The organism is Microbacterium elymi (genome assembly GCF_021582895.2).
In the GTDB taxonomy this organism is placed as follows: domain Bacteria; phylum Actinomycetota; class Actinomycetes; order Actinomycetales; family Microbacteriaceae; genus Microbacterium; species Microbacterium humicola.
Window position 1 is genome coordinate 1,574,493 of the sequence record NZ_CP091139.2, and the last position, 17,166, is coordinate 1,591,658.

11 protein-coding genes, 1 tRNA gene and 6 pseudogenes are annotated in these 17,166 nt (G+C 71.2%); 11 read left to right on the forward strand and 7 right to left on the reverse strand.

The genetic code is table 11. From position 1 onward, the window contains the following. Nucleotides 1–224: 224 nt before the first annotated feature. The 8 genes and pseudogenes from L2X98_RS20625 to L2X98_RS08530 all read left to right on the forward strand — a co-directional run. A pseudogene (locus tag L2X98_RS20625) lies at nucleotides 225–674 on the forward strand (MFS transporter); the annotation flags it as partial. Between the two features lie 130 nt (nucleotides 675–804). Continuing rightward, nucleotides 805–1,506 carry an MFS transporter gene (locus L2X98_RS20630; RefSeq protein ID WP_354002967.1) on the forward strand — a complete coding sequence of 234 codons (702 nt, stop codon included), beginning with the start codon at nucleotides 805–807 and terminating at the stop codon, nucleotides 1,504–1,506. A gap of 226 nt (nucleotides 1,507–1,732) precedes the next feature. Further along, complete coding sequence (locus tag L2X98_RS08510) at nucleotides 1,733–2,095, forward strand: glycosyltransferase family 2 protein (protein WP_259612965.1); 363 nt, start codon at nucleotides 1,733–1,735, stop codon at nucleotides 2,093–2,095. Then, nucleotides 2,047–2,559 carry a hypothetical protein gene (locus tag L2X98_RS08515; RefSeq protein ID WP_259612966.1) on the forward strand — a complete coding sequence of 171 codons (513 nt, stop codon included), beginning with the start codon at nucleotides 2,047–2,049 and terminating at the stop codon, nucleotides 2,557–2,559. Before L2X98_RS08510 ends, L2X98_RS08515 begins: the two co-directional genes overlap by 49 nt. 147 nt (nucleotides 2,560–2,706) lie before the next feature. Further along, nucleotides 2,707–3,546, forward strand: a pseudogene (locus tag L2X98_RS22220) (polysialyltransferase family glycosyltransferase); the annotation flags it as partial. Nucleotides 3,547–4,020: 474 nt separating this feature from the next. Beyond that, nucleotides 4,021–5,172: a cytidylyltransferase domain-containing protein gene (locus L2X98_RS22225; RefSeq protein WP_435526275.1), complete on the forward strand. Its 1,152-nt coding sequence runs from the start codon at nucleotides 4,021–4,023 to the stop codon at nucleotides 5,170–5,172. Between the two features lie 90 nt (nucleotides 5,173–5,262). Then, nucleotides 5,263–6,136, forward strand: a pseudogene (locus tag L2X98_RS08525) (N-acetylneuraminate synthase family protein). A 104-nt stretch (nucleotides 6,137–6,240) separates the two neighbouring features. Continuing rightward, nucleotides 6,241–7,626, forward strand: a complete 1,386-nt coding sequence (locus L2X98_RS08530) for a DUF6716 putative glycosyltransferase (protein WP_259612968.1) — start codon at nucleotides 6,241–6,243, stop codon at nucleotides 7,624–7,626. 46 nt (nucleotides 7,627–7,672) lie between these two features. Here the strand turns inward: L2X98_RS08530 and L2X98_RS08535 are convergent, their stop codons facing one another. Then, nucleotides 7,673–8,290 carry a MarR family winged helix-turn-helix transcriptional regulator gene (locus L2X98_RS08535; RefSeq protein WP_259612969.1) on the reverse strand — a complete coding sequence of 206 codons (618 nt, stop codon included), beginning with the start codon at nucleotides 8,288–8,290 and terminating at the stop codon, nucleotides 7,673–7,675. 210 nt (nucleotides 8,291–8,500) lie between these two features. Here L2X98_RS08535 and L2X98_RS08540 point away from each other — a divergent pair, with 210 nt between their 5' ends. Next, nucleotides 8,501–9,337, forward strand: a complete 837-nt coding sequence (locus L2X98_RS08540) for a MarR family winged helix-turn-helix transcriptional regulator (RefSeq protein ID WP_259612970.1) — start codon at nucleotides 8,501–8,503, stop codon at nucleotides 9,335–9,337. A 220-nt stretch (nucleotides 9,338–9,557) separates the two neighbouring features. Here L2X98_RS08540 and dcd read toward each other — a convergent pair whose 3' ends face one another. Together dcd and L2X98_RS08550 are read right to left on the reverse strand one after the other, a co-directional pair. Further along, a complete protein-coding gene (dcd, locus tag L2X98_RS08545; protein ID WP_259612971.1) occupies nucleotides 9,558–10,163 on the reverse strand; it encodes a dCTP deaminase in 606 nt (201 codons plus the stop codon). Nucleotides 10,164–10,214: 51 nt separating this feature from the next. Further along, nucleotides 10,215–10,757, reverse strand: a complete 543-nt coding sequence (locus tag L2X98_RS08550) for a DUF2510 domain-containing protein (protein WP_259612972.1) — start codon at nucleotides 10,755–10,757, stop codon at nucleotides 10,215–10,217. Between the two features lie 169 nt (nucleotides 10,758–10,926). Here L2X98_RS08550 and L2X98_RS08555 point away from each other — a divergent pair. After that, a tRNA-Gly gene (locus L2X98_RS08555) sits at nucleotides 10,927–11,000 on the forward strand. Nucleotides 11,001–11,800: 800 nt separating this feature from the next. Here the strand turns inward: L2X98_RS08555 and L2X98_RS08560 are convergent. The 3 genes and pseudogenes from L2X98_RS08560 to ilvD form a co-directional block, all read right to left on the reverse strand. After that, entirely contained in the window at nucleotides 11,801–12,079 is a 279-nt protein-coding gene (locus L2X98_RS08560; RefSeq protein WP_259612973.1) for a hypothetical protein, read from the reverse strand. A gap of 40 nt (nucleotides 12,080–12,119) precedes the next feature. Continuing rightward, a pseudogene (locus L2X98_RS08565) lies at nucleotides 12,120–13,230 on the reverse strand (type I restriction enzyme HsdR N-terminal domain-containing protein). 540 nt (nucleotides 13,231–13,770) lie between these two features. Next, nucleotides 13,771–15,682: pseudogene (gene ilvD / locus L2X98_RS08570) on the reverse strand (dihydroxy-acid dehydratase). 76 nt (nucleotides 15,683–15,758) lie between these two features. On the opposite strand from ilvD, the pseudogene L2X98_RS08575 reads away from it, so the two are divergent. After that, nucleotides 15,759–16,530 (forward strand): annotated as a pseudogene (locus L2X98_RS08575) (helix-turn-helix transcriptional regulator). Between the two features lie 115 nt (nucleotides 16,531–16,645). Here the strand turns inward: L2X98_RS08575 and L2X98_RS08580 are convergent. After that, entirely contained in the window at nucleotides 16,646–17,017 is a 372-nt protein-coding gene (locus tag L2X98_RS08580) for a fluoride efflux transporter FluC (RefSeq protein ID WP_259612974.1), read from the reverse strand. Between the last annotated feature and the right edge of the window lie 149 nt (nucleotides 17,018–17,166).

Below are 17,166 nucleotides of genomic sequence, written 5' to 3' on the forward strand. Positions count from 1 at the left end.
CCGCGCTGTCAAAGAAGTTGATATGGACGGACTCAAGTTTGCACTTCGGTGTGCGGGTGCCGTGCCGCGGCGTCCTGGGCGGGTCGTGGCATCCACCCCGGTTGTCCCGTAGCGTGAGCTTCGTGACCGGCACCGATGCCCCCGACCCGCGCTTCTCCACCGCTGCGATGGCGACCACCCCCGACGCGGCTCCGGTACCCCGCCGGCAGGTGTGGTCCTGGGCGATGTGGGACTGGGCGACGCAACCGTTCAACTCCGTCGTCCTCACGTTCGTCTTCGTGTCGCTGTTCCTCGTCTCCGACAGCTTCCTGCCCGCCGACGTCGCCGCGCTGGATCCTTCCGACCCGATCAAGGAGAAGGCGCTGGCCGACCTCAGCAGCGGCTACGGGTTCGTGGCGTTCTGGGCCGGCATCGCCATCCTGCTGCTGGCACCGGTGCTCGGGCAGAGCGCCGACCGCGCCGGACGCAAGAAGCGCTGGCTGCTGATCGCGACGGTGCTGCTGGCGCTCACCCAGTTCACGCTGTTCTTCGTGCAGGCCGACCCGGCCTACTTCTGGTTCGGGGCCATCACCGTGGCGGTCGGCTCGGTGTTCTCCGAGATCGCCGGCGTGAACTACAACGCCCTCCTGGTGACGGTCTCCACGCCCAAGACGATCGGCAAGGTCAGCGGGCTGGGCTGGGGCATGGGCTACATCGGCGGCATCCTGGCCCTCGGCATCGTCGTCGTGCTGAACGCCGTGCACTGGTTCGGCATGGACACCTCCAACGGCCTGGCCTACCGGCTGATCGCGGTCGGCTTGCGCGGTGTGGACGATCGTGTTCGCCATCCCGCTGTTCGTGAACGTGCCCGAGACCCCGTCGAGCCTCGGTGCGCCGCGGGTCGGGTTCTTCCGCAGCTACGTCGAACTCGTCAAGGACATCGCCGCGCTGTACCGCGACCACCGGTCGACGTTCTGGTTCCTGCTGGCCAGCGCCGTGTACCGCGACGGCCTGGCGGGCGTGTTCGCGTTCGGCGGCGTGCTGGCCGCGGTCGTCTACGGGTTCTCGGCGAACGAAGTGATCCTGTTCGGTATCGCCGCCAACGTCGTCGCGGGCATCGCCACCATCTTCGCCGGACGACTGGACGACCGCTACGGCGCCCGCTCGGTGATCATCACCTCGCTGAGCATCCTGGTGGCGATGGCGATCGTCGTCTTCCTCATGCACGACGCCGGCAAGCTGCCGTTCTGGATCGGCGGACTCGTGCTGTCGGCTTGCGTCGGGCCCGCGCAGGCGGCGACCCGCTCCCTGCTGGCGCGGGTGACCCCGGACGGCATGCAGGGAGAGATCTTCGGCCTGTACGCCACCACCGGGCGGGTCGCCAGCTTCCTCGCCCCGGGACTGTGGGCGCTGTTCATCGCCTGGTTCGGCGCCACCTACTGGGGCATCCTGGGCATCGTGCTGGTGCTGCTGGCCGGCCTGATCCTGCTGCTGTTCGTCCGGCTGCCCAAGCACGTGCGCCTCTGACCCATCCGCATCCGCTCCTTCCGCACCCGCTCCATCCGCACTCGCCCTCCCGCTCGCCCCGGCGCGAGGTCACGCCTCCCGGTGGCACAGGCGCCACCGCCCGTTCACCCCGACGACTCCATGCCGTAACCCCGGCTTGGCACGATCTGTGCACGCCAGCAACACCGGACGACGTCGGGAGTCGAAGTGCACAGACCCATCGCGACGGTCATCCTGCCTGCGAAGGATGCCGGACCCTACATCGGCACCACCCTGGAGAGCGCTGCGCCAGTTCGACGATCCGGGCGCGCTCAAGCTCGTGGCCATCGACGACGGCTCCCGGGACGAGACCGGTGCGCACATGCGGCACTATGCGGAGCGATTCGGCCACGCCCAGCTGATCACGAACCCCGAGCCGATCGGCCTGGCCAGCGCCCGCAATCAGGGTCTGGCCCACGTGGAGGGCGATTTCTTCTGCTTCGTCGACGGCGACGACTGGATGCAGCCGCTTCGGCTCGCAGACCCTGGTCGACGCCGTGCGCGCGCTCGGCTTGCGACTTCGTGCGCACGGACCACGTGGCCGTCACGGGGCGCCGCCGGGCGCTCGTGAAGGCGCCGTTCACCTGGCGCAATCGGGTCTTCTCGCCGCGTGAGGCCATCCTTCCGGCCGACGACTCGACGATGGTCGACTATCCATATGCCTGGGCCGGCATGTTCCACCGCTCGGTGCTCGAGCACGGGCTCGCGGTGTTCCCATCGGGCCTGTTCACGGCCGAGGACCGCCCCTGGATCTGGCGGCTGCACCTGCAGGCGGCATCCTTCGCTCTCGTCGACGCGCCCCACCTGCTGTATCGCCGCGGCATCTCCACCTCGCTGACCCAGGTGCGCGATCGGCGCCAGCTGGACTTCACGCGCGCGTTCGGGCAGGTCATCGACATCGTCGAGACGGATGCCGAGGCCGCCCGGTTCGTCCCGAAGGTGGTCGCGACCGTGCTGGCGGTCGGCTCGCGCCACCTGGTGCGGGCGCGTTCCATGTCTCCCGAGCTTGCGCCGCGAGCTTGCGCGACGGCATGAGCGCGCTGCTGGCCCGGCTGCCCACGACGCGCTCGTCCGCGCGCTGCCACGCCTGAGCGAGCCGCGGCGGCGGGTGCTGGCCGGACCGCTGCGCAAGGCGGTCACCGCATGATCCAGCTGTTCGCCCTGCATACCGCGTACGGGCTGATGACCGCGGTCTCGGCCATCGACGAGGGGCTGGTCGAGCCGGCCGACGAGCGCATCCTGGTGCCGATCAACTCCGCCGCCGTCCCCGAGATCCACCGCGGGCTGGACGAGGCCCCGCACCTGCGACCGTTGCTGAGCCGGTTCGACCGGATCGAGCCGCTGACCGCACTGCTGTCGCCGCTGCATCCCACCGGCTGGTCGCCGCGCGAGCAGGAGCTCCCGCTGCTGGAGCGGCTGTTCCGGCGTGCGTGGGGCCTGGGCGAGGAGCCGCTGCATGTGTTCGTGCAGACCCCGCAGGTCGCCCCGACCCGCATCTTCCTGTCGATGTTCTCGCGGGCGACGCTGTCGATCATCGGCGACGGGCTGATGACGTACTCGCCGATCCGCAGTCGGATGCCGCGCTCGGTCGTCGAGCGCGTCGAGAGCGTCGTGTACGCCGACTTGGTGCCCGGGATCGAGCCGCTGCTGTTCGATCAGGCCGCCCGCATCCCGGTCCCGGCGGCGGCGTTCGCCCGGGCGATCACCGAGGTCGACGAGGCGACGACGGATGCCGAGCTCCAGCTGCTCGCCCGGGATCCGGCCAGCACCGCCCTGGTCCTCGGCCAGTACCTGACCGCGCTGGAGATCGTCTCGGCCGGTGAGGAGCTGGCGATGCAGGAGGAGATGATCGATCGCGCCTGCGACTGGGGCGTGGAGCGGGTGGTGTTCAAGCCGCACCCGTCGGCACCGCCCGCGCTCACCGACGCCGTCCGGGCCCGCGCGCTGCAGCGAGGCGTCGCGTTCACGACCTACGGCGGCGACGTCCCGGCCGAGGTCGTGGCCGTGCGCCTGGGCGCCGTCGGGGTCGCCGCCGGGTTCTCCACCGCGCTGCCGACAGTGCAGGCGCTGGCCGGCACGCCGATCGCCGCCGTGGGCAACGACGTCGTGCTGGAACGGCTGGCCCCGTTCGAGAACGGCAATCGCATCCCGGCGACCATCGTCGACGCGCTCACCCGCCCGGGTTCGCCGTTCGCGGCGACCGGCGAGCTTGAGCCTGCTCGTCGACGCGGTCGGGTACGCGATGCAGCCGCGCATCGCCGAGCAGCTGCGGCCGCGGGCCGAAGAGCTGCTGGCCCGGATCAGCCCGGCCGAGCGCACCCGGTACTTCTCCGCGGCACGGCTGGCCCAGCTCGGACTGCCCGGGGCGACCCGGCTGGGCCGCCTGACCTGGACGCTGCGCGGCACCGGCGGCTACGGTCGCGCGGACGAGGCGCGACTGGCGGTGCGCGGGTTCCGCCGCCGCTGCCAGCGCGCGTGGCGGGCGGTGCGCGGGCGATGACCGGGATCGTCGCGGCGATCATCCCCGCCCGCGGCGGGTCGAAGGGCGTGCCGCGCAAGAACGTCCGCCCGGTGGGTGGCGTGCCGCTGATCGCCCGCGCCGTGCGGGCGGCCGCCGCCGCGAGCGGCATCGACCTGGTGGTGGTCTCCACCGACGACGACGAGATCGCCGCGGTCGCGGCCAGGGCCGGGGCGCGCGTCATCCGCCGCCCGGCCGAGCTGTCCGGCGACACCGCCTCGAGCGAGACCGCGGTGCTGCACGCGATGGACGAGCTCGAGCGCTCCGGCGCCCGGCTCGAAGTCGTGGTCTTCATCCAGGCGACATCCCCCTTCCTCCCGACGGACGGGATCGCGGCTGCCGTGGCCGGCATCCGCTCCGGTCGCTGGGACTGCGCGTTCTCGGCCCACGAGTCGTTCGCCTTCGTGTGGCGACGGACGGACGACGGGGATGCCGCAGCCGTCGGGCACGAGGCATCCCACCGCCCCCGGCGGCAGGACCGCGAACCGCACTACGTCGAGACCGGCGCGTTCTACGCCTTCGGCGCGGACGGGTTCCGCGCCGCCCGGCACCGGTTCTTCGGGCGCATCGGCATCGTCGAGGTGCCCGAGCGCACCGCGATCGAGATCGACGATGAGGATCAGCTGGCCGTGGCATCCGCCCTGGCCGGACTGCTGGATGCGCCCGAGCCGATCACGGCACGGGCGGTGGTCACGGACTTCGACGGCGTGCACACCGACGACACCGTGCAGGTCGATCAGGACGGGCGCGAGCAGGTGCGGGTCAGCCGTGAGGACGGCATGGGGGTCGCGCTGCTGCGCACCGCCGGCATCCCGCTGCTCATCCTGTCCACCGAGACCAACCCGGTGGTGCGCGCCCGCGCGGCCAAGCTCCGGGTCCCCGTCATCCACGGCTCGGCCGACAAGGCGGCGGCGCTGCGCGCGTGGGCGGCGGATGCGGGCATCCCGCTGGCCGAGATCGCCTACCTCGGCAACGACGTGAACGACCTCGGCGCGATGGCGCTGGTCGGCTGGCCGGTGGCCGTGGCCGACGCCCACCCGCAGGTGCGCGCCCGGGCACGGGTCGTGCTCACCAGACGCGGCGGGCACGGGGCCGTTCGCGAACTGGTCACCCGCGTGTTGGGGACCTGACGGCATCCGTCCCTCCGGGCGACACCCCCGCGTTGCGCGGCGTTCACCGACGCCGCGGAACCTGAAGCCAAGGACAGCGAAGGGACTGAGATGACCGTCAGCATCGGCACGCACGTCATCGGAGGCGGACACCCCGTCTACGTGATCGCAGAGATCGGCCTCAACCACAACGGCGACGTCGAGATCGCGAAGCGACTGATCGACGTCGCCGCCCACGCGGGCGCGAACGCGGTGAAGTTCCAGAAGCGCACGCCCGAGATCTCCACCCCGGCGCACATGCGCGACACGCCGCGGGAGACCCCGTGGGGCACCATGACCTACCTGGAGTACCGCTATCGGGTCGAGTTCGAGCGCGAGCAGTACATCGAGATCAGCGACTACGCCACGATGGCGGGGCTCGACTGGTTCGCCTCTCCGTGGGACGTGCCCTCGGTCGCGTTCCTCGAGGATCTGAACGTCGTCGCGCACAAGGTGGCCTCGGCCAGCCTGACCGACCTCGAGCTGCTCACCGCGCTTGCGCGAGACCGGCAAGCCGGTGATCCTGTCCACCGGGATGTCGACGATCGAGCAGATCGACACCGCCCTGCAGACCCTGGGTGGGGAGCGGGTCGTGCTCATGCACGCCACCTCGACCTACCCGATGGAGCCGGCAGAGGCCAACCTCAAGACCATCGCGACCCTCCGCGACCGGTACGCCGGCATCCCGGTCGGCTACTCCGGGCACGAGCGCGGCCTGCAGATCTCGGTGGCCGCCGTCGCCCTCGGCGCGGTCGCGGTCGAGCGCCACATCACGCTGGACCGCACCATGTGGGGCTCGGACCACGCCGCCTCGCTCGAGCCGGCCGGCCTCGAGCACCTGGTGCGAGACATCCGCGTCCTCGAAGAGGCGCTCGGCGACGGTGTGAAGCGCGTGTTCCCGGGCGAGCTGGCCCCGATGGCGAAGCTGCGCCGCGTCCCGGCATGATCACCGCCGTCCAGCGATCTGCGGCGCACCGCCTGGGCGGGACGCCGGACCGATCCACGAGGCACCGTCCCGGCGCAGAGCCGGGGCGGTGCACCCGTCTGCAGGTGGTCGCGATCGCCGACGCCGACTCGTACGTGAAGTGGGCGGGCGCCATGCTCGACACCCTCCCGGACGTCGACCGGCGGATGCTGATCGTGCGCACGCCGCTCACGGTGAGCGAGGATCAGCAGGCCATCGCGCTGGACGGGACGGGGCTGGGCCAGGCGGGGCTGGGCCGGGCGGGGCTGGGCGGGACCGGGGTGGATGGGTCCGGACTGGGCGAGACCGGGCTGGATGGGACGGAGGGCGCGGCGGGTTCGACGGACGCCGTGCTCCGCGTCGCGCACGGTGAGCTGGCGGCGCGACTGGCCCAGCTGCGGGCGGATGTCGTGGTCATCGCCGGACGCGGGCCGTTCGTCCGGCTGGTCCAACGCGAGGTCGACCGGCTCGCACAGCGCCCGGTCGTGGTGACCGGACTGCCCGGGATCTCGATCCCCGCGCAGCGCGGGGCGGTGCAGTACCGGCGGCACTCGGACCTCGTGGTGGTGCACTCGCTGCGCGAGGTGCGGGCCTTCCGTGAGGTGAGCCGCCGGATCGGCGCGGACCTGGACCTCGGGCTGGCGACCCTGCCGTTCGCACGGGCCTCGTCGGCTTGCGGCATCCGGCACCGATCTCGTGTTCGCCGCCCAGGCCATCGTGCCGCGCGAGCCGGAGCAGCGCCGCGCGATCGCCGACATGCTGCGCGCCGCGGCGAGGGCCGATCCGTCCCGGCGGGTGGTGCTCAAGCTGCGCCTCGGCCCGAGCAGGGCGAGACCGAGACGCACTACGAACGGCTGCGACTGGCCGACCTGCTCGCGGACCGCCCCGACAACCTCGTCCTGTCGTACGAGCCGATGCACCGCGTCCTCGATCGGGCCGAGGGGCTGGTCACGGTCAGCTCGACGGCGGCGATCGAGGCCATGGCGCGCGGCGTGCCGGTGATCGCGCTGGCCGCGTTCGGCGTGCGCAAGACGCTGCTGAACACGGTGTTCCGCGGCAGCGGCCTGCTCGGAGACGCCGACGACGTGATCGCACGCCGGTTCCGGCATCCCCACCCGCTCTGGATGCGCGACAACTACTTCCACGACCCCGCCGACTCGACCTGGTGGGACCGGGTCCGGGAGCTCGTCGAGCTGCGCCGGCGCGGGCTCCTTCCGGCTCGGCCGGTCCCGGAGCCGCGCGGAGGCGCGCTGCACGCCGCGTTCGAGCGGAAGGCCGTGCTCGGCCACGAGGACCGCACGCTGTCGGGCGCGGTTGCGATCGCGATCGGCACCCCGCTGGCGGGCAGCCTCATCCGCCTGCGCCGGGCGCGGCAGCGCGGCCGGGCGCTGTCCTGGACCGACGACGCCACCGACATCACCGTGACCCCGGCCCTCTACCAGGACCCCATCCGCCGCCCCGTGCCGGTCTGAGCACGCTCGCCCGCGGCCCGGGCGCGCCGCGCGCGGGCGCCCGCGCCTACCGCGGCCAGCTGTCGGCGAGCTTGGTCAGCAGCGCGGCGAGCTGTGCGCGCTCCTCCGGTGTGAAGTCGGCCAGCGCGTCCTCGACGGCGGCGCGGCGATACCCGCGGAACCCGCGCAGGATCGCGGTGCCCTGATCGGTGATCACGATCCGGGTGCGGCGGGCGTCATCGGGGTCGGCTTCGCGTCGTACGAGCCCGAACTGCACGGACTGCTGCACGAGCCGGGATGCCCGGGGCTGGTCCACGCCGATGCGTTCGGCGATCTCGCCGACCGACAGGGGCGTGGATGCCGCGGCCAGCGCCTCGAGCAGGCGCAGCCGTGCCGGCCCGGCGAAGCGCCCACGCGACGATGCCCACGGAGGACCGCCGTGCATGTGCGGATCGAACCCCATCCCGTGGCCGGAGTGCGGCCCCGCGTGCCGGCCGTGCCGCCCGCCCTCCCCGCCCTGGAACGGACCGCCGGGGCCGTGCCCGTGGTGCGGGTGATCGCCGGACTCGTCCTCGAGGTCGCCGGGCTCAGGTCCGCGACGCGGCGGCCGCGGCCCGCGCAGCCGCGCCAGCGCGGCGGCGATCAGCTCGGCAGGGTCTGCGGACGAATCGGATGTCGGGGCCACGACATCCAATTTACATGCAACTTGACATGTAAGGCCATCGCATGTCACACTGCATATACATGTTATCTGACATGGACTGCTTCGGCAGCCTGACGGCCGCGCTCATGCGACCGCACCGAAAGGACCAAGAGATGAACGAGAACGACACAGACCCGGCGCCCGACGAGGGCGCATCGACCCCGACCGACCGCCGACCGCTGGGTGCATGGCTTGCGCCTGGTCGACGCGCTGATCACCCGCGAGTTCACGACGGCTCTCGCCGGCGAGGATGTCTCACGCCGTGACTGGATGCTGCTGAACGCACTGTCCGGCACCGTGGACGCCCCGTGGATGACCGGGCGACTTGCCCACCGCGGCAAGCACGTCCGACGGCTCGCCGAGCGCGGCTGGATCACCACCGCCGACGACGGCGCCTGGCAGCTGACCGAGGACGGCCGAGCCGCCCGCGATCGACTCGCCGAGCGCGTCGACGCCGTGCGGCAGAAGGTGGCCGGCGCGGTCGCCCCCGACCAGTTCGCGCAGCTGCAGGCCTCACTCGAGGCCATCGCCCGCGAGCTCGGCTGGGATGAATCGCAGCCGATGCCCCGCGGTGGCCGCGGCCGTCGGCCCGGCTTCGGCGGGACTCATGCGGGGTTCCACCCCGGCTACGCGCCGGAACGCGGCTTCGCGCCGGAACGCGGCTTCGCGCCGGAACGCGGCTTCGGCCGCGGCCATGGCCGCCGGCCCGGCTTCGCGCCGGACGTCCGGCACGACCACGGCCCGTGGCACCACGACCCGGACGGATGCGAGCACGGCCCGCACGCCGGGTGGGATCGTCACGCCGGATGGGCGCCGGATGCCGAGTGGGACGACCGTGGCTTCGGCCCCGGGCGTCGCGGCTTCGGCCCCGGCCACCACGAGCACCTGCGCGCCGAGTTCGAGCGCCGCCACCACGGCGGGCGCGACCACCGTCGCGCCGAGCGCGCGTATGAGCGCGGCTTCGCGGCCGGGTTCAGCTCGGGGCGCGCCCCGGGCGCCCCTGCGGAGGAATCCGCGTCGGCCGACTGAGCGGCGACGAGATGGCGGGGCTGGGTCTGCGTGAGCAGGTCCGGCCCCGCCGTCGTCTCGGGCGACGCAAGCTCTCCGGTGCAGATCACCCCCGCCCGCGCGGATCAGCCCGCCGTGCCGAGGAAGAGGCCCCCGAACTCGGTGACGCGCGAGGAACGATAGATCGTGCGGTGCGCGCAGCCGAACCGCCAACCCATCGACCGCCTCGACGTGCGTCCGGTCAGCCGCCGAGCGATCCCGCCTCGGAGCGGCCGACATCCGTCACGTGGAAGTTCTGGAACGAACGGGATGCCGTCGGCCCGCGCTGGCCCTGGTACCGGTTGCCGTACGCCCCGGCGCCGTACGGCGTCTCGGCAGCCGACGACAGCTGGAAGAAGCACAGCTGCCCGATCTTCATCCCGGGCCAGAGCTTGATCGGCAGAGTCGCGACGTTCGACAGCTCGAGGGTCACGTGCCCCGAGAAGCCCGGGTCGATGAACCCGGCGGTGGAATGCGTGAGCAGGCCGAGCCGGCCCAGCGACGACTTGCCCTCCAGCCGCGCGGCGATGTCGTCGGGCAGCGTGATCTGCTCGTAGGTCGAGCCGAGCGCGAACTCACCCGGGTGCAGCACGAACGGCTCGTCGGGGGCGACGTCGATCAGGTGGGTGAGGTCCGGCTGGTCGTCGGCCGGATCGATGAACGGATACTTGTGATTGTCGAACAGCCGGAAGTACCGGTCCAGTCGCACGTCGACGCTCGACGGCTGCACCATCTGCGGGAGCCAGGGGTCCAGCGCGATGCGCTCGGATTTGATCTGCAAGCGGATGTCGCGGTCACTGAGCAGCACGAGGTCAGCCTACCGGCGGCGCCCGGTGTCCGGCGAGCGTTTCGATGCCGGTCAGCCGGCGAGCGTCGCCCGGGCGAGTTGCAGGGCCACCACCGCGATCCCCGACAGCACGAGCAGCGCGCTGAGGCTGAGCGCGACCACTGCCGGTCCACGGCCGGTGCCGATCTGCGAGGCCCGCCGGCCCGCGACCGCTCCCAGCACGAGGGTGAGGATGCCGCCACCCAGCGCGATCGTCGGGACCGCCCACTCGGGCATCGGGGTCACCCAGGCCATCACGACGGCGATCAGCGAGACCAGTCCGACGATGGCTGCCCAGACCGCGATGCGGTTGCGTTCGACGAGCGGCTCGACGTGCCGGACCGCGGTGCTCCTGCGCGAGACCGCACTGAGCGGCACGGCGCTGCCCGCGATCGCCGGGACCGCGCTGCGCGGCACCGCGCGCAGAGACGGCGCTGCCTGCTCGACGCGATCGGTCCAGTCCTCGCCGTCCCACCAGCGCAGTCGACTCGGATCGCTGTCGCGGTACCACCCGGCGGGCATTCCCCCGTGCGCGTGCTCCAAAGCCATGTCGTCCCCCAGTTCGACCGTCGCCATCCGCGCGAACTCCCCAGAGCGCGCGCCCCGCGCAGCGGCGGGACGTGAATGACTGCCCTTATCGTGCAGCATCCTCGGCTCCGCCTGCAAGCAGCACGTCGGGCGTGTCACGGCTGGGCGGGCGGGCGGGTCGAGTTTGTTATGCTGGCCGAACGCACTCTGTGCGTGTGGGGCTGTAGTTCAATGGCAGAACTTCTGCTTCCCAAGCAGACAGCGCGGGTTCGATTCCCGTCAGCCCCTCCACAGTGAATCCCGGTCACGCGTGAGGTTCCCCGCGCGCCGGAGGGTGAGCATCAGGGGCTGTGCGGGTCTAGTCTGGCGGTGACCGGGAACGGCAGTGTGCTTCCTCTGCTCGACGCCGTTAACCCGCCCGGTCAATGCTGGGTCATTCGTTCCAGCCGGAGCGCCCCGCGCCCGCCTCGCTGTCGAGGCCCGCGTGGGGCGCTTCTGCGATTCACCGCGGTCCGGCCTCGAACCTCAGGATTGGCTCAAGCTGCACGAAATGTCCCCCATTTGGGGGACAAGCGGGATGTATCGTTGGGACCGTTCAAACGCACTGGGGGCGTGAAGGACGAAGGGCACCCGTCACCGGCTGAACCGCTGGGGAGTCTTGGCCGGTGGGTGCCCAGAGTTCGTCGCGGATCTTGCGTTTGGGTGGGTGCCGTGAACAGACGCCTGACAGCATGTGCCTCACGACACCCACCGGTGCGCTCCGCCACTGGGGGTGCTCCTGCGTCAGAACGCCGGGCGCGATAGCCGGCGAAGCCCGACGAGACCCATGACCGCGGCGATCGGCTTGAGCAGGATGAGCTCGCCGAACCGGTAGTCCCGTCCGCGGGCGAGCCGTACGGCCAGATCGGGCCGCAGGCATCCACAGGTACGCGCGCCCCTTCTCAGCGTGCAGCGAATCGGAGACGATCTTGATGGTGCCGGCCGTCTCGATCAGCGGAATCGCGTTGCGGATGTTCTCCTCCGTCGTCCTGCTGCCCGCTCGAGCAGCAGCGGGCCGGTATGGCCGAGTTCATCCCGGGCATAGCGGGCCATCACGTCGGCCTCGGGTGTGCGCCCGGCGACGGCGCCCCGCACAGCACGAGGACCGACTCCGGCCCGTCGAGCGAGCGGATGCCGGCGCGCACCCGGTAGCGATTCACCAGGTTCGCGCGCCCATCGCGGTTGCCGAATCCGAGCACGACCACCGCCTCGGGCCCCGGCATCCGCCCGGTGCCCAGTCGCCGCCGACTGGCCCGGCAGTGCATCAGCTCGCCCCATGCGAGCACGCCCGCGCCGGCCAGCAGCGGGATCGCGAGCAGACGGGCGCGCACACGACCAGGCTATGCGCTCGCGCCCAGGAATTCGTTACCGTCAGTCGTCGTAATAGTGGACGGTCCGGCGGATCTGCTCGGCGAACTGATAGATCTCGTCATTCACGTCAATGGCATGCCGTGTCTCGCTCTTCTCCTCATCGAAGAGACCGATGTAGTGCTGCCCGCCATTGAAGTGCAAGCCGAGCGATGGGCTTCCGGTTGTTGTCGTCGAGGAGGACCCCGAAGTAGGACTTGGTGTCGCGCTGAGCGATCCGTACCGCCGGAACTTCACTGCAGGCGATCGCGCGGACGATCTGGTACGCCTCGAGCTCGTCCAACGTCGTCTGGATCCCGCGAGAGTCATCCTCGACCTGCGCCGCGCTCGCCTGCGCGACGCGCTCACTGGCGTCCGAACCGGACACGGAGGCGTCGTCACGATCACTCCCGTAGCCCTGCGAACCCAAGGCAGCCTTGATCCGCTCGTTGACCTGGTCGCTGAGGAACTGCTTCATCGCCTTCCCCACCAACGGTGTGAACTGATCGCGCACACGCTGGGTGAAGGGTGCCGAGTAGACGCGAGTCGCGAGGAAGCGCACCCATTCGGCGTCGGGTGCGCGGAACTGTGCGCCGAGCACGCGTTTCAGTTCGCCGATGTATTTGAGTTCCTCAGCGGCGCTCACCACTGAGTCGATGTCGAACGCATCCTTCGTCAGCTTCAGCAGCTCGGGGATGAGGAATTCGTCGAGCTCAGTGATGCGCAGCACGAGGAACGGCTTCTCATCCATCCGGTTCGGAGCGTCGAGATCCGTGTAGAACTGGTACTCGTCGCCATCCGTGAGAACTGCGATTCGTGCCCGAGCCACGGCGAAGTACCGGAACAGCTGAGACGCGTGGTTGACGCTCAGCGGAGCGCCGATTTTCTTGCACTCCATGAGGATCTGCACGTCGTCACCCTTGACGATGGCGTAATCGATCTTCTCGCCGCGCTTGATGCCGACATCCGCAGTGAATTCAGGCACCACCTCGTTGGGATTGAAGACGTCGTAGCCCAGCACCATCGAGATGAACGGCATGACGAAGGCGTTCTTCGTCGCCTCTTCGGTCTCGATCCCTGCTCGCTGGGCTTCGATCTTTGCAGCGAGACTCTTCAACCTGTCGGCGATTTCCACGTTCTGTTCCCCTCATCGTCATTGATGCGCACGAGAACCGTCCGAGCGCGCTCGGTGCACGTCCCCCGCGAGCCACGGGACTAGCCGCAGCGATCGCGATGTCGCCGGGCACCCCAGTCGCACACAGCGTATCGATAGGTGACCCCAACAGTCGCGTCCGCGGCGCATGTCGCAGAACTCGATCACCGATCGGACCGGCTCCCAGAGGTCCTGGCGCCGCGAGCAGTGTTCCTTCAGGCGAGCGCGGGCTGGGCCACGGTATCTTCCGCCGCCGGCGCCGTGGCGCGACCCACGGCTCACGGTTCACGACCCGCGACCCACGACCGGATTCCCACCCCGCGGCGCGCGCCCCGGCGAGTCGCCGCCGCCCGTGACTCGTCAGAAGTGGTCGTAATTGGTCGGCTCATTGCGACCACTTCTGACGAGTCGGGATCCGCGCTATGGCCCAGCTTGGCCCGCGCCAGCAGTACGGCCCGCCGGCAGCCCGGCCCGCGCCGGCAGCCCGGACGCGCGCGCCCGCCGTCAGGGCGCCGCGTGCCGTCAGGCGAGCGCGGGCTGGGCCGCAGCATCCTCCGCCGCCACCCGCGCCATGGCCCGCTCGACGGCATCCACGTCGCGCACCGCGCCCTTGTCAGCCGACTGCGCCATCACCGCGTACGCGCGCAGCGCCGCCGAGACGTGGCGCACCCGCGTGCGCGGCTGATATCCACCTGCGGCCAGCAGCGCCTCACGCCGAGCGTCCAGTACGTCGTCGGGCACGTCGAGGGTCAGGGATCGGGTGGGGATGTCGATGGAGACGATGTCGCCGTCCTCGACGAGGGCGATCACCCCGCCCGACGCCGCCTCGGGCGAGATGTGCCCGATCGACAGGCCCGACGTGCCGCCGGAGAACCGGCCGTCCGTGATCAGCGCGCACTCCTTGCCGAGGCCGCGTCCCTTCAGGAACGACGTCGGGTACAGCATCTCCTGCATGCCCGGGCCTCCCTTCGGACCCTCGTATCGGATAACGACGACGTCGCCGGGGCCAATCTGCTTGTTCAGGATCTTCTCGACGGCCTCTTCCTGCGATTCGCAGACGACGGCGGGGCCCGAGAACGTCCAGATCGATGGGTCGACGCCGGCGGTCTTCACGACTGCGCCGTCGACGGCGATGTTCCCGCGCAGCACGGCCAGCCCTCCGTCGGTGGAGTACGCGTGTGCGACATCGCGGATGCAGCCGGTCGCGGCATCCTCGTCCAGCGCCAGCCAGCGTTCGGACTGGCTGAACGCGCTCGAAGACCGCACTCCGCCCGGGGCGGCGTACCAGACGTCGCGTGCCTCGTCCGAGGCCTTGCCGCCGCGGATGTCCCAGGCATCCAGCCACTCGCCCAGCGAATCCGCATGCACCGCGTGCACGTTCTCGTCGAGCAGACCACCGCGGGCAAGCTCGCCGAGGATGGCCGGGATGCCGCCGGCCCGGTGGACGTCCTCCATGTAGTACGTGCGCGACCCGGCCACGTTGGGCGCGACCTTGGCCAGGCACGGCACGCGGCGCGACGCCGCGTCGATGTCGTCCAGGCCGTAGGCGACACCGGCCTCGTGTGCCGCGGCGAGCAGGTGCAGGATCGTGTTGGTCGATCCGCCCATCGCGATGTCCATCGCCATCGCGTTGCCGAACGCGGCGGGGGTGGCGATGCTGCGCGGCAGCACCGAGTCGTCGTCCTGGTCGTAGTGGCGGTGCGCAATGTCGACGACCACCTCGCCCGCCCGCTCGTACAGCGCCCGCCGCGCCGTGTGCGTGGCCAGAACCGAGCCGTTGCCCGGCAGCGCCAGGCCCATCGCCTCGGTCAGGCAGTTCATCGAGTTGGCGGTGAACATGCCCGAGCACGATCCGCAGGTCGGGCACGCCGACTCTTCGATGCGCAGGATGTCGGCGTCCGACACGTTCTCGTTCACGGCGTCGCTGATCGCGTCGACCAGGTCGAGAGTGCGCACGGTGCCGTCGACCAGGGTCGCGCGGCCCGATTCCATCGGGCCGCCCGAGACGAACACGGTCGGGATGTTCAGCCGCAGCGCCTGCCAGCAGCATCCCGGGCGTGATCTTGTCGCAGTTCGAGATGCACACCAGCGCGTCGGCCTGGTGCGCATTGACCATGTACTCCACCGAGTCGGCGATGAGGTCGCGGCTGGGCAACGAGTACAGCATCCCGGAATGGCCCATGGCGATGCCGTCGTCGACGGCGATCGTGTTGAACTCGCGCGCGATGCCGCCGGCGGCATGGATCGCCTCGGAGACGATCCGGCCCACGGGCTGCAGGTGCGTATGGCCGGGGACGAACTCGGTGAAGCTGTTCGCGACGGCGATGATCGGCTTGCCGAAGTCGGCGGCGTCCACGCCGGAGGCGCGCATGAGGGCGCGGGCTCCCGCCATGTTGCGGCCATGGGTGACGGTACGAGAACGCAGGACGGGCATCCTTCGATCTTGGGTGGTAGTGGGATGCCGCACCAGACGGTCTTGGTGCTAGTGGTGTCAGTACTACCCTGAGGGGATGCACGACCCGCGACGCCAAGAGCTGGGCGCCTTCCTGCGCTCCCGCCGCGAGCGACTGGACCGGGCGGCGTGCGGGATGCCGCCGGGCACACGGGGGCGGACGGCGGGCCTGCGCCGCGAAGAGGTCGCGGTCGCGTCCGGGGTGAGCATCACCTGGTACACGTGGCTCGAGCAGGGCCGCGACATCCACCCGTCCCGGCAGGTGCTGTCGGCGGTGGCCGATGCGCTGCGGCTGACCGATGCCGAGCGGCGATACGTGCTGTCGCTGGCGGGATACGCTCCCCCGCGGCCGGCGCACGTCGAGCCGGCGCCCGCGCACGTGCAGCGCCTGATGGATGCCCTCGCCCACCCGGCCTATGCGCTCGCGCCCGACTGGGGCATGGCGGGGTGGAACGCCGCGTACGAGCGGCTGTACCCGCGCATCGCGGCGGTGGCCGCAGCCGAGCGGAACCTGCTGTGGCTCGTGTTCACCGACCCGTCGGTGCGCGAACTGCTGGACGACTGGGATGTCACGTCCCGGCGGTTCCTCGCGGAGTTCCGGGCGGAGGCGGGGCGGATGGCCGATCCGTCGAGTGCGCAAGCTGGTGCAGGCGCTGAGCGAGGCCAGCCCGGAGTTCCGGGCCGGCTGGGAGTCGTACGACGTCGGCGGGTTCGAGTCGCGCGAGCGCGTGTTCCACCTGCCGGACGGCGGGACGGCCACGTTCGAGCACCACCAGCTGCGTCCCTCCGACCGGCTCGACCTGCAGCTGGTGGTCTACACCCCGGTGTGACCGGCCGCGGCCCTTCGTCTCGTCGCTGCGCTCCTCGCTCAGGGACCTGACCAGCCCCAAGGTCGCTGAGCGAGCGCAGCGAGACGAAGCGCCCGGACCCGCGACACGCCCCAGCTCAGCGAAGCCCGCCGAGCCAGAGGCCGAGCCAGGCCGCGAGCAGGGCGAGCAGCAGCATCCCGAACGCGTTCGCGGTCGCGGCTCGCCAGCGGCCCTGCTGGGCGAGCCGGACGGTCTCGAAGCTCGCGGTGGAGAAGGTCGTGTATCCGCCGAGCAGGCCGGTGCCCAGCACGAGCGCCCACGGCCCGAGGCCGGAGGCGAGGCCGGTCACCACGCCGAGCAGGAGCGATCCGGTCACATTGACCACGGTCGTCCCGACCGGGTACGGGATGCGGGTGGCCGCGGTGATGGCGCCGTCCAGCACCATTCGCGCGGCGGCGCCGATGCCGCCGGCGACCGCCACGCCGAGGGCGAGCAGCACCGGGATCATCCGCGGCCCGTCCGGGCGCCGAGGGCGATGCCGGCGACGGATGCCGCGGCTCCCACGATCACGGTGGCCAGCGCATACGCGATCCCGAGCCACGGCCGGTCGGCCGCGAACAGGCCGTCGGCCCCGACCGCGAATGTCGAGTAGGTGGT

Bases quoted from the DNA above. Each gene is read 5' to 3' on its own strand.
- L2X98_RS22225 (WP_435526275.1), top strand. From the start codon at position 4,021: ATGACCGGGATCGTCGCGGCGATCATCCCCGCCCGCGGCGGGTCGAAG.
- L2X98_RS08550 (WP_259612972.1), bottom strand. From the start codon at position 10,757: ATGGCGACGGTCGAACTGGGGGACGACATGGCTTTGGAGCACGCGCAC.
- L2X98_RS08510 (WP_259612965.1), top strand. From the start codon at position 1,733: ATGCCGGACCCTACATCGGCACCACCCTGGAGAGCGCTGCGCCAGTTC.
- L2X98_RS08580 (WP_259612974.1), bottom strand. From the start codon at position 17,017: ATGATCCCGGTGCTGCTCGCCCTCGGCGTGGCGGTCGCCGGCGGCATC.